Here is a 13,482-nt window from a genome sequence, read left to right as displayed (position 1 = left end):
CCATCATGATGAGCCGGCAATTCGCCGATAGCGGGTGAGCGCGCGATAGTCCTTGCGCGGACCCGTGACCTGGATATCCGTCGAAAACCGGTCCGGCAGGTTCAGGGTCATGGTGGCGTGATAAAGATCGTCGCCGCAGTGATGCAGATCCGCGGCCGACCAGCCTCCCTCCACACCGTCCCCGGCCCCCTCGGCACCCGCCACAAAGGCGAGGGTCACGAAGCGCGCGCCAGACGTGGGGCCATCGGCAAAGTCGATGGCGATGCGGCCATCCGCCAGCAGCCGGTAGGTATAGCGCCGAAACACGTCGAGCACCGGCCCGCCGGGCAAGGCGAGTTGGCCGGATTCGGCATAATCCAGCCGGTCCGGTCCGCCGGCGGTGACGATGGCGATCCCGGTCATCTGCCCGACGGAGCCGCCGGTGATGGCGCGCGATATCTGCCAGCGGCCCGCCAGGGCGTTGAACCGGCCGTGGTGGCAAGGGTCGACGATATCGGTTCCGGCTGTCATAGGCTCCGCTGCTGCGCGCTCGATGATGGGTCCACGGGCTGGGGGCTCAGGTCGTGGCCGAACAGGGCCGCCACCTCGGCAATCACCGCCCGCGCCCCGGCCGGTCGGGCATGGGCCCCGCGCAGGCGATAATGCGCCGGCAGCACCGGTCCCTGCCACAGAAACCGGCCAAGGGCGGTGGTCTGCTCCAGATCGGGCATGACATCCAGCCGCGCCGCCAGGGCATCGCACATATCGGGATAGTCGGCATGCGGAAATTGCGGTCGCGGTCGCTGGTCGCGGATCGCCCGCTCCACCGCCATCGCGCGCTCCATCGCCGGCCGGTCCGGCGCCGGCAGCCGCCCCGACAGCACGCCTGCCGCCCACCGTGCCTGAAGTTCCATCACGCCGAAATAGGGTCCGCGATACATGCCGACAAATGCCACGCCGGAAATGCCGTCGGGAAACACCGTTTGCGCCAGCAGCACCGGTTGCAGACGATCATCCGGATCATAGCCCACCGCCGCGCGGATGTCCGCCGGCAGCATCTCCAGGCGGGGGGCATAGCCGGTGGCATAGATCACGTCATCGACCGGCAGGTCGTGCCGTCCATCATGCAGCACCATGCGGCGCGCATCGAACTGTGCGGCCGTCATCACCCTCAATCGGCCCGATCGGATGGCATCCGGCACGGCATCGGAAATCACCATCGGTGCCAGCCGCCCGTCATCGGGCACCTGCAGCAAGGGATGCAGCAGGCCCTGATCGCCCACGATATCACGCAGCCAGGCATGGCGTTCGGCAGCGATGACGGCTGGGGAAAGCCCGCGCACACGCGCCGCCTCGGCGCGGGCATTGACCACCAGATCCATCGGCAGGCGGGGGGGCGGCAGGCGGGGCGGCGGCTGGGCCGGGTTTGTGTGGTTCATCATCGCCTGCGGCACCGGAACCAGCCGCGGCACATACCATGCCGGCCGGCGGATCAGCATCACGGTATCGGCGGCACAGCCTGAAATCTCGGCGGCGATATCGGCGCCGGAAAAGGCGCCGCCCACCACCACCACCCGCCGGCCGGCAAAGCCTTCGGGCCCGCGATAGCTGGCGGCATGCGAGATGTGCCCGTCCGCCGCCACCGTCACGCCCGGTGGCAGCGCGGCTTGCGCGAACACCCCTGAGGCAACGATCACCCCATCGGCCAGATATTCCACCATCCGGCCGCCGGCATCGGCGATCAGCCGCCAGCCGGCGCCCGCGCGCGTCACCGCCACCACCCTGTGGCCATGACGGATGCGGCCGGTCAGATCATGCGCCCGGGCATAGCCGTGCAAGTAAGCGGCCATACGCGCGGCGGACGGAAACAGCCCGCTGTCCGGATCATGCGGATGATCGGAAAATCCACAGGTATAGCGCGACAGATTGGTCTTCAGGCTGCGCCAGACCAGGCCGTCATCCGGCGACCACAGGCCGCCGCATTCAGTCCTGGCCTCGAAGGCCACCGCCTCCAGCCCCTCTTCCTGTGCCGCCTTCAGCGCCGCCAGCCCGGCAGGCCCGGCCCCGATAATCGCAATACCTCGCCCCACACACGCCCCGCGTCACGCTCATGAATTGAACGACAGTCGATCGTCAAGCGTACAGGCGTATGTCATGCGCCCATTACGCGATCAGATTGTGAAACTATAGATCATTTCAGATGTGAAGCGTGAGCCTGTGGGCGCATGAAAAAACCGCCTGCCCCGGCCTGGACGACCAGGGGGCAGGCGGGCTTTGGTTGGGCCTGTTGTACGTGCCTGCGGTCAGGCGATGGTGGCGAGCACCTGTTCCTCGGCAACCGTGTCGCCTTCGGCGACCAGCACCGTCATCACCGTGCCGGTGACCGGCGCCATGACCGGGATCTCCATCTTCATCGATTCCAGGATCATCACCGGCTCGTCGGCCTCGACATGGCCGCCGGCCGGCACCTCGATCTTCCAAACCTTGCCGGCGATCTCGCTGCGGATCTCGGTCGTGGCCATGGGGGCGCTCCTCGTCATCTCGTATCGTGGGGGGAAAGATCGGTCGTTCAGGCGGCAAGGATATCGGCGGCAAGGCCAGTATGAACCTGCCCACGGCGGAAGGCCGGATGGGCCAATGCCCGGCGCAGGAACGGGATATTGGTTTTGATGCCCTCGATCTCGACGCCGGCCAGGGCTGCATCCAGCCGGTCGAGCGCGGCATCACGGGTCTCGCCATGGGCGATCACCTTGGCGACCAGCGGGTCATAGAACGGTGTCACCCGGCCGCCCTCGCAATAGCCGCTATAGATCCGGACGCCGTCGGGCCTCGGCAGGCGGAACCGGTTCAGCACCCCCACCGATGGCAGAAAGCGCACCGGATCTTCGGCATAGATCCGCGCCTGCACGGCGTGGCCGTTGATCGCCGGCGGTTGCGGCACGATCCGGTCCAGCACCTCGCCATAGGCAAGCCGGATCTGTGCCGCGACGATGTCGACGCCGGTCACCGCCTCGGTCACCGCATGTTCCACCTGCAGCCGGGTGTTCACCTCAAGGAAGGCGAAGCCGACCTCGCGGTCCCACAGCATCTCCACCGTGCCCAGATTGTCGTAACCGAGCCGGCCCAGAATGCCGGCGAGCCGCGCGCCCAGCGCCGTCACCTCGGCCCGGTTCAGGCCAGGGGCCACGGCTTCCTCGATCACCTTCTGATGGCGGCGCTGCACCGAACAGTCGCGCTCCGACAGGCAGATGGCGCCTCCCCGGCCATCGGCCAGGATCTGGAACTCCACATGGCGCGGCCGCTCCATCAGCCGCTCCAGATAGATCTGCGCCGACCCGAAGCTGCGCGCGGCCATGGTCCGCGCCCGGTCGATCGCCTTGTCGAGTTCCGCCGGGTCACGCGCCGCCAGCATGCCGATACCGCCACCGCCTTCCGCCGGCTTGACCAGCACGGGAAAGCCGATCGCGGCGGCAGCGGCCCGCGCCTCGGCCGGATCGTCGCCCAGCACACCGCTGCTGGGACCGGTGGGCATGCCTTCGGCCGCCATCAGGTGGCGGGCCTCGGTCTTGTGGCCCATCGCCTTCAGCCAGCGGGCATCCGGGCCGATGAACACCATGCCGGCGGATCGCACCGCCCCGGCAAAGTCGGGGTTTTCCGACAGAAAGCCATAACCCGGATGAATGGCGGTGGCGCCGGCGGCCGATGCCGCATCCAACAGTTTGGGGATGCTCAGATAGCTGTCGGCCGGCGCCTCGCCGCCAATCGCGTGCACGCTGTCGGCCTGATCGAGATAAGACGCCGCGGCATCGGCATCGGAGTGAACCACGGCCACTCTCATTCCCAGAGCGCGGCAGCTTTCGATCACCCGCGGCACCACGGCACCTCGATTGGCGATCAGCACCGTGTCGCCCGGCCCCGGGCCGACACCGGATGGATGGTCGCTGGTTCCAGGGTTACCCGGCATGGCGTTTCCCGATATTTTTATTTTAAACGTTTGTTTGTTTTTGAGGCTATCGGAAGCCGCGCCATCAGACAAGCCCGTTCATACGCAGGTATCGCCGCGCATGGCTTGATCAGTCGAGTGGTATATGTAATGTTATTACATTACATATATGGATCCAGCTCATGACCCCGTTCCTTGCCGCACTGCCCGACCGTCACCCCCCGCACGTCTGTGACGTGACCCTTCCCGGTCTCGTGCTGCTGAACTGTAGCCATGCGCTGGCCCTGGCGCTGGTGACGCCGGCTGCCGGGGTGGGCGTGTGGCGCCGCCCGGCGCTGGCGTTCCAGGCGGCGCTGGCCGCCTGTCCGGCGGATGCCCTGCCTGATGGCCGCGTCACCATCGCCGCCACGGACGACGCCATTGCCGCCGGCCTGCACCAGCTTCTGTCTCACGGACATCTGCCTGTGGCGGTATCGGCCGGGATCGCCGCCGATGCCACCGCCCTCGCCCGCCATTTTGCGCGGGCGACGGCATCTCGTCGGTTGCAGATCCGGCTGGATGCCGTCAATGGTCCCGCCTGCCGCCGCTTCCACCAGGATCATGTCCGCGCCCGGCTGCTGTGCAGCTATCGGGGCCTCGGCACGGAACTCGCCCCGGCCAATGTCGACCTGAATGCCGGCCCGGCCGCCTTACGCCTCGATACCGGTTGGGTGGCGGTGCTGCGTGGCCACCGCCATCCGCTGGCCGCGGGGCCGGTGCTGCATCGCTCACCCCAAGCGGCCCCGGGGGCGCCGGCCGAGACCAGGCTTCTGCTTGCGATCGATGCCGATCCGGATGAGGGCCAGTTCTAACCACACATCCTTTCGGATAAAAAGAAAACGGGCGGATGCGGGACATGATCCAGCGTCCGCCCGTCCGGTTTCCGGTCAAACCGGGCAGCGCCTCACTCGGTGGCGGCAAGCTCCGGCTTGTCGACCGCATCGGGCACCGGTGCGAAGGTCGGACGGCCCGCGCGCCACGCGGCCTCGGTGGTGCCGATGGCCGTGGCAAGCGTCGAAACCGTCGGTGCCGACAGCCCTTCCGGCAGCGGATCGGCACCGATCGACAGGAACAGCCGGCCGAAGGCATTGTTCGCATCGGCGAAGGCCAGATCGCGGCGCAGTTCGGTCTGCACAGCGGCAAGCTCGGTCTGGATCACCTGCAGATCGCCGACGCGGGTGCCCGCTGCCGCCCGCGCCTGATCCAGGATCCGGTTGTCGAGTTCCGACAACTCACGCGCCGTCTCATACTGGCGGCGCGCCTCCTCATAATTGGTCTGGGCGACATGGACCTGTGCCAGCACCGCCATGCTGATCGCCATCCGGCGGGCATCGACCACATCCTCATTGGCCTCGGCAACAGCCATGGCGCCGGGGATTCGCAGGATGTTGAGCAGGTTCCAGGTCAGCTTGACCCCGTAATCCGCCCAGTCGTTGTTCACCAGATATTTGTTGCTGTCGTAATGGGCGCCCAGATCCAGTTCGATGCCCGGCAGCAGCCGCAACAGCGCCTTGCGGGTTTCCTGCTGCGAGATCCGGGTCTGGTAGTCCAACTCCCGCACTTCCGGCCGGTTGGCCAGGGCCAGGCGCTCCAGATCGGCCGGGTCCGAGGTCACCGGCGGCATGGCGCCCTGGGTCTCCGGTGCTTCCAGGCTGAAATCCTCGCCGGGGCGGATGTTGATCAGGGCGGCAAGCTCGGTCTTGGCCAGCCGCAGTTCACGCCGCTGGGCCTGAAGCTGGCGTAGCGCATCCAGCAGGCCGCGACGATAGGTCAGCGCATCGGCCGGCGCCCGCAATTGCTGGCGCTCGATTTCAGCCGCCGAGGCCAGCGCCTGTTCGATCCGTGCCATCAGCGGGTCGATCCGGGTCAGCACCCGTTCGGCCGCCACCGCCCGCCAATAGGCCGAGCGGACATCCTGAATGATGGTATGGACCACGCGCCGGCGCTGTTCCGCCGCGATCAGCGACCGGTCGGCATTCTGCTGTGCCGTCACATAGGACACGCCGAAATCGAGGATGTTCCACGACATGTTCAGGTCGGCGACCCGGCGGTTCCGCTCGGTCGAGGTCGACGGCACCAGAGACTGCGATCCGGTCGCGACGTTCTCGCTGCTCGACGCGCTGACATTGTCGCGGCCGACAAAACCCGCCGATGCGGCCAGCGACGGCAGCATGTCCCAGCGCGACAGGTCCAGCTGACGCTGGCTCAGCGCCTGTTCCATGGTCCGCAGGCGGCCGTCCAGATTGTACAGGATTGCCCGCGCCATCGCCTCATGCAGGCTCAACCGCCCGCTCAGCGGTTCCTGGTTCGAGAACATCCGCGCCAGATCCGCCGAGATTCTGGCTTCCGTCGCCTGTGGCGCGATCGGCTCGGGCGTCACGGCACAGCCGGCCAGAAGTGCCGCGGCCAGAACCGCTGCCACGGCTGATCGCCCGATCCGGCGGCCGTGCCGCGTGCCTTCCATCCGGTCAGACCGGTTCTGCCCCTGCCCCTGCATGCCCGTTCCCCATATGGCCGCGTTTGCGTTGTCGCGGTGTTGTCTCTGCTGCCGATCATTCATGGCCGGCGTCGATGATCTGCGCGCGGTCATCGTCACCCTCGTGCAATCCGGATGGCCGGCCCCTGCCCCAAAGCGCTCGCCAGGGCCTCGACTTCGCGGTCGAAGCTGCCGGCTGCGTGGCGCAGGCTGGCGGTGAAGCCGGCCTCCGCCAGGACCATCTGATTGATGTCGGCATCGCCATCGATCATCTGCGCCAACAGCACCAGATCCGGTTCCAGCCAGGCGAGCGTGTCATCGGCGGTCTGGCCGGGGAGCGCCCCGGTCTGCGCCGCGTCACCACCCTGGTCCTGATCGTCGCCATCCGGCGCCGCTCCGGTCTCGTCCGGAACCGGAACGTCCGGGATCGGCAGGATCTGGCCGGGGAAGATGACCGGCTCGATCTCGCCCGGCGTCGCGGGTTCCGCTTCACCGCGCACCTGCAGCACGACCTGATTGATCGAGGTGCCGGATGCGGCGATCTGATCCAGGCGCCGCAGAAGATCGCCAAAGAAGGTCGTCACCATCTCGTTGTCGAGCGTGGTTTCGATGCCCAGGTCGGAAATCAGGCTGCGCGCCATCAGCGTGGTGTACTCGCCGATGATCCGGTCGCGTTCGAAGCCCGATGCGGCACGATGCGCCTCGCGGGTGAATTCCACGATCGCGGTTTCATAGAACCGGTCACGCAGCACCACCTCGATCCGGAAATAGGCATCCTCGAACCGGGCCACATCCGGCGCGATCGACACCACCACCGGCACCACCGTCACCTCGTCCGGCGGCGTCACATCCACCGTCAGCGGCTCGATCTCGATGGTCAGCGTCACCGGCGCGCCATCCAGCGCGCCATCGCTGACCGTGACGGCCACGGTTTCGATGAAGGCCGGCCGGCCAGGCGCGCCCGCGGTCGCTGTATCGGCATCCGGCCGATAAACCAGCCGGCCGGCCACGATATCCGCCCAGCTGACGGTGAACCCGTCGGCCAGGGCCACGCCATCCAGATAGAAGCCACCATGCTCGGTGATGCCGTCGAAACGCACCGTCAGCGTGTCGCCATCCGGGTCCGTCGCGGTCAGCAGGCTGGCGTCGATCGTCACCCGGCCGTCGGCCGTGACCTGCACCGGCGACGATGGCCCGGTCAGCACCGGCGCCTCGTTGATGTCGGCAACCGCCACCGTCACCACGCTCCGGCTGGTGATGCCCTCGGCGTTGGTGACGCTGACCACCAGCCGCACCGATGCGGTGGCCTCGTGGTCGAGTGCCACATCGTCCCGCAGCTTCAGCGTCGCCGCGCCGTCGACCAGCACGATCTCGAACCGGGCATCATCCACAGCCCAGACCAGATCCCCAGGCACGCCCGGATCCTCGACACCGACCGTGCCGACAATGGCGCCCGCCGCATTCTCGGGCACTGTATCGCCGCCGACCACCGGCGCCGAGGGCGCCTCGTCGACATCGCCGACCGTGATCACCACCGTGGTGACCGCGGTCAGGCCGCCGCGATCGGTCGCGGTCAGCACCAGGCTGATCGTGTCCGCCGCCTCGGCGTCAAGCGACACACCATCGCGCAGCTTCAGAACCAGCGCGCCATCCCGCTCCACCACCTCGAACCGGGCGTCATCAACCGTCACCGCAACATCGTCGCCGGCATCCGGATCGACGACGTCGATGCTGCCGACGTCGGCGCCAGCGGCGTTCTCTGCCACCACGCCACCCAGCAGCACCGGCGCGCCCGGTGCCTCGTTGACGTCGCCGACGGTGATCACCACCGTCGACACCGCCGTCAGGCCGGTGGCGTCACGTGCCGTCAGGTTGAGTGTCAGCGACGCCGCCGCCTCGTGATCGAGCGCGATGCCGTCGCGCAGCTTCAGAACCAGCGCGCCGTCCAGCTCCACCACCTCGAAGCGGGTATCGTCCACCGTCACCACCGGGGCCGCGCCGACATCCGGATCGGACACGGTGATGGTGCCCACCACCGCACCGGGCGCGTTCTCAGCCACGCCGGCATTGTCCAGAACCGGTGCCGTCGGCGCCTCGGCCACATCCGTGACCAGCAGTTCGATGCTGCGGCTGGTGGCAAGCCCTGCGCCGTCGGTCGCGGTCAGCACCAGGGGGATGCCGCGGGCCGCCTCATGATCCAGCGACACGCCGTCACGCAGCTTCAGAACCAGTGCGCCGTCCCGCTCCACCACCTCGAACCGGGCATCGTCGACCGTGACATCGACCATGCCGAAGGCGCTCATCGGATCATCAGGATCACCGGTGGTGATCGTGCCGACCACCGCGCCGGCTGCGTTCTCGGCGACGATGCGGTTGTCGATCACCGGCGCGGCCGGTGCCTCGTTCACATCGCCGACCGCGATCACCACCGTAGCACTGCGGCTGCCCTCGATGGTTGTGGCGGTCAGGACCAGGGTGATGCGGTCGCCCGCCTCATGGTCCAGTGCCACACCATCGCGCAGCTTCAGCACCGCCTGGCCGTCGATCTCGACGATCTCGAACCGGGCGTCATTGACGGTCAGCGTCACATCGACGCCGGTATCCACCTCTTCCAGGAAGCCGACGGCGCCAACCACACCGCCCGGCAGGTTCTCGTTCACCCGGCCATCGGCGATCACCGGCAATGGCGGGCTGGTATCGGGCAGCACGGTCAGGGTGATGGTCGTGCTGGTGGCAAGACCGCCCCTATCGGTCGCCGTGATCACCAGATCCAGGCTGGCGGCATCACTGAAGTCGAGCGCCTGGCCCGCCTTCAGCTTCAGCACGCCGTCGATCACCTCGAACCGGTCATCATTCACGCTATAGCTCAGGCGGTCGCCGGCATCCGGATCGCTGGCCGCCACCGCGCCGATCACCGCACCGGCATCGCCACCGCGCACCGTGCCGCCGGTCACCACCGGTGCGGTCGGAGCCTCGTTGACATTGCCGACCGTGATGGTCAGCAGACTGGTGGTGGCAAGACCGTCCGCATCACGGGCCGTGATCACCAGCGTGACCCGGGGCTCGCTCTCGTGGTCGAGCGCCACCCCATCCTTCAGCTTCAGCGCGCCGTCCACGATCTCGAACCGGGCGTCATCCACCGACAGGGTCAGCGCGTCACCATCCGGATCGCCCGCACTCACCGTGCCGATAACAGCGCCGGCTGCGTTCTCGGCAACCGTATCGCCATCGACCACCGGCGCCGCCGGCGCCTCGTTCACATCCGTGACCGTAATCGTCACCGTCCGGCTGGCGGTCAACCCACCACCATCGGTGGCGGTCAGCACCAGATCGATCGTGCCCGCCGCCTCGTGATCCAGGCTCACACCATCACGCAGCTTCAGCACACCGCCCACGATCTCGAACCGGGCATCGTCGACGCTGTAGCTGAGCCGGCCATTGCTGCTCGCCGGCGCGTCCGGATCGGTGGCACTCACCCGGCCGATAATGGCACCAGCGGCATTCTCGGCAACCGTGCCACCGGCCAGGACCGGTGCGGCAGGGGCCTCGTTGACATCCGCAACCGTGATCGTCACCGGTGCTGACAGGCTGTGGCCATCGGTATCGATCGAGGTGATCACCAGGTGGATCGTCGCCGCCGCCTCACGATCCAGGCTCTCACCATCACGCAGCTTCAGCGTCTGCACACCGTCCCGATCGACGATCTCGAACCGGGCATCGTCGACCATATAGCTGCCGCCATCCGGATCCGGCAGCGTGCCGATCACCGCACCCGCCGCGTTCTCGGCCACGATGCTGCCGGTCAGCACCGGCACCGCCGGGGCGACGCCGTCATCGATCACCGTGATGGTGATCGCGCGGCTGGTGGCAAGGCCGGCGGCATCGGTGGCCGTGATCACCAGATCGACGCTCGTCTCGGTCTCGAAGTCGAGCGACACGCCGTCGCGCAGCTTCAACTGACCATCGACGATCTCGAACCGGTTGTCATCGACCGTGAAGACCAGCGTGTCGTCGGCATCGGGGTCTTCGCCGCGGACATCGCCGATCACGGCACCGGGCTGGTTCTCACCCACTGTGCTGCCCGAGACCACCGGCATCGCCGGCGCCTCGTTGACATTGGTGACGGTGATGACGACCACCCGGTCCGTCGACATGCCATTGCTGTCGACCGCCGTCAGGATCAGCGTCACCCTCGGCTCGGCCTCATGGTCGAGCGCGATGCCGTCCTTCAGCTTCAACGTCCCGCCCACGATCTCGAACCGGGCGTCATCGACGGTGATCACGACCGGATCGCCATCCGGATCACCGGCCGAGACGGTGCCGATCACCGCACCCGCGGCATTCTCGGCCACGATCGAGCCGCTCACCACCGGCGCCAGCGGGGCCTCGTTGATATCGGTGACGCTGATCTGAACGCTGCGGCTCTGGCTGAGCCCGCGACCATCGGTCGCCGTGATCACCAGATCGACGCGCGCCGCCGCCTCATGATCCAGGCTGATGCCATCACGCAGCTTCAGCACGCCGCCCACGATCTCGAACCGGGCATCGTCAACGCTGTAGGTCAGCCGGCCATTCGGTCCGTCGGCCGCATCCGGATCAGTCGCGGTCACCCGACCGATCACGGCGCCTGCGGCATTCTCCACCACAGTGTCGCCGCTCAACAGCGGCGCCGATGGCGCCTCGTTGACATCGGTCACCCGGACCAGAACATCGGCCACCACCGTGCCGCCATCGGCGCCGGTCGCGGTGATGCGCAGGGTCAGGCTGGTCGCGGTCTCGTGATCGAGCGCGATGCCGTCCTTCAGCTTCAGGGTCTGGACGCCATCGGCATCAACGATCTCGAAGCGCGGATCATCGACGGTATAGGTCGTCCCCGGTGCATCCGGCAGGGTGCCGACCACGGCACCAGCCGCATTCTCGGCGACGACGCCGCCACTCAGCACCGGTGTCGGGGCGACAATGCCATCATCGATCACCCTGATGGTGACCGCGGTGGTGGCGCTGATGCCGGCCGCATCGGTCACGGTGATGACCAGATCGACAGCCGGCTCGCTCTCATAATCCAGCGCGATGCCGCCCTTCAGCTTCAACATGCCGTCGACGATCTCGAAGCGGTCATCATCGACCGTGAAGGTCAGATCGTCGCCGGCATCCTGATCGCTGGCGGTCACCGTGCCGATCACGCCGCCGGGCAGATTTTCGGCGACCGAACCACCATCCAGCACCGGCGCCGTCGGCGCCTCGTTCTCGTTCTCCACCTGGATGGTGATATCGCTGCTGACCTCGATACCATTCGCGGCCCGGCCGGTGATCACCAGCGACACCTGCGGCTCGGTCTCGTGATCGAGCGCGACACCATCCTTCAGCTTCAGCACCCCGCCGACGATCTCGAACCGGGCATCGTCGACCGTGAAGGTGACACCGGCGCCATCCGGATCCTGCTCGACACTCACCGTGCCGATCACCGCGCCGGGGCGGTTCTCAACCACCTGATCATTGTCGATCTGCGGCACCGTCGGCGCCTCGGCGACATTGGTCACCGTGATCCGGATCACGCTGCTGGTCTCAAGACCCTCGGCATCGATCGCCGTGATCGTCAGGTCGATGAACGGCTCGGTCTCGTAATCGAGGAACTCACCACCCGCCAGCCGCAGTTCGCCGTCGACGATCTCGAAGCGCGGATCATCGACCGTGAAGCTCAGCGTGTCGCCCGCATCCGGGTCGCTCGCCGTCACCGTCCCGATCACCTGCGCGTCTTCACGCACCGTCGTGTTCGACAGCACCGGCGCCGTCGGCGCCTCGTTCTCGTTCGTGACCTGGATGGTGATATCGCTGCTGACCTCGATACCGTTCGCGGCCCGGCCGGTGATCACCAGCGACACCTGCGGCTCGGTCTCGTAATCGAGCGCGACACCATCCCGCAGCTTCAGCACCCCGCCGACGATCTCGAACCGGGCATCGTCGACCGTGAAGGTGACACCGGCACCATCCGGATCCTGCTCGACACTCACCGTGCCGATCACCGCGCCGGGGCGGTTCTCCACCACCTGATCATTGTCGAGCTGCGGCGCCGTCGGCGCCTCGGCGACATTGGTCACCGTGATCCGGATCACGCTGCTGGTCTCAAGACCCTCGGCATCGATCGCCGTAATCGTGAGGTCGATGAACGGCTCGGTCTCATGATCGAGGAACTCACCGCCAGCCAGTTGCAGCACGCCGTCCACGATCTCGAAGCGCGGATCGTCGACCGTGAAGCTCAGCGTGTCGCCCGCATCCGGGTCGCTCGCCGTCACCGTGCCGATCACCTGCGCGTCTTCACGCACCGTCGTGTTCGACAGCACCGGCGCGGTCGGCGCCTCGTTCACATCGCCGACCGCGATGGTCACCACCGCCGAGCGCGCGCCCTCGATCGTGGTCGCGGTCAGCAGCAGGGTCAGGCGGTCCGCCGCCTCATGGTCCAGCGATACGCCGTCGCGCAGCTTCAGAACCTGGCGGCCGTCGATCTCCACGATCTCGAACCGCGCGTCATCGACCGTCAGCGTCACATCCACGCCCGGGTCGACATCCTCCAGGAAGCCGATCACCCCCACAACCGCGCCGGGGCTGTTCTCGTCGACCCGGCCATCCGCGATCACCGGCACCGGCGGTGTCGCGTCGGGCCGCACCGTCAGCGTCACCGCCGTCTGCGCGCTCAACCCGCCGCCATCGGTCACCGTGATCACAAGATCGACCGACGCCGCATCGGCTGCCGAAATCACCTCGCCCTCGCGCAGCTTCAGCACACCGCCCACGATTTCGAACCGCGCATCATCGACCGTATAAGTCAGCCGCCCGTTCGGGCCGCTGGCCGCATCCGGATCGCTCGCCGTCACCCGGCCGACGATCGCGCCGTCATCGCCGCCCTGGATCGTGTCGCCGGTCAGCACCGGTGCCACCGGCGCCTCGTTCACATCCCCGACCGTGATCGTCAGCAGCGTCGAGGCCGACAACCCGCCGGCATCGGTCGCGGTGATCACCACCGTCACCGTGCCGGTGGTCTCGTGAT

Annotated in this window: 7 protein-coding genes; 1 reads left to right on the top strand and 6 read right to left on the bottom strand. The window is 67.4% G+C overall.

Annotated elements, in window-relative coordinates; translation table 11 throughout:
- Positions 1–3 precede the first annotated feature (3 nt).
- The 4 genes from IEW15_RS00035 to IEW15_RS00020 form a co-directional block, all read right to left on the bottom strand.
- Positions 4–510 carry a DUF6314 family protein gene (locus IEW15_RS00035; protein WP_188573907.1) on the bottom strand — a complete coding sequence of 169 codons (507 nt, stop codon included), beginning with the start codon at positions 508–510 and terminating at the stop codon, positions 4–6.
- Positions 507–2,069, bottom strand: coding sequence for a flavin-containing monooxygenase (locus IEW15_RS00030; protein WP_188573906.1), 1,563 nt, complete (start codon positions 2,067–2,069; stop codon positions 507–509). Before IEW15_RS00030 ends, IEW15_RS00035 begins: the two co-directional genes overlap by 4 nt.
- Positions 2,070–2,282: 213 nt before the next feature.
- Entirely contained in the window at positions 2,283–2,501 is a 219-nt protein-coding gene (locus IEW15_RS00025) for an acetyl-CoA carboxylase biotin carboxyl carrier protein subunit (RefSeq protein ID WP_188573905.1), read from the bottom strand.
- A 47-nt stretch (positions 2,502–2,548) separates the two neighbouring features.
- The gene (locus tag IEW15_RS00020; protein ID WP_188573904.1) at positions 2,549–3,943 is read right to left on the bottom strand and encodes an acetyl-CoA carboxylase biotin carboxylase subunit; all 1,395 of its coding nucleotides are present in this window, start codon (positions 3,941–3,943) and stop codon (positions 2,549–2,551) included.
- 161 nt (positions 3,944–4,104) lie between these two features.
- Between IEW15_RS00020 and IEW15_RS00015 the strand changes: the two genes are divergently transcribed.
- Positions 4,105–4,773, top strand: coding sequence for a DUF1826 domain-containing protein (locus IEW15_RS00015; RefSeq protein WP_188573903.1), 669 nt, complete (start codon positions 4,105–4,107; stop codon positions 4,771–4,773).
- A 92-nt stretch (positions 4,774–4,865) separates the two neighbouring features.
- On the opposite strand, the gene IEW15_RS00010 is transcribed toward IEW15_RS00015, so the two are convergent.
- Positions 4,866–6,425 (bottom strand): TolC family protein, encoded by a 1,560-nt coding sequence (locus IEW15_RS00010; protein WP_188574108.1) that lies wholly within the window; start codon positions 6,423–6,425, stop codon positions 4,866–4,868.
- Positions 6,426–6,553: 128 nt separating this feature from the next.
- Positions 6,554–13,462, bottom strand: a complete 6,909-nt coding sequence (locus IEW15_RS25700) for a cadherin repeat domain-containing protein (protein ID WP_229707704.1) — start codon at positions 13,460–13,462, stop codon at positions 6,554–6,556.
- Positions 13,463–13,482 lie beyond the last annotated feature (20 nt).

The organism is Tistrella bauzanensis, assembly GCF_014636235.1.
Lineage (GTDB): Bacteria > Pseudomonadota > Alphaproteobacteria > Tistrellales > Tistrellaceae > Tistrella > Tistrella bauzanensis.
The sequence above is the reverse complement of the archived record's forward strand: the minus strand, read 5'-3'. Positions and strand labels throughout refer to the sequence as shown.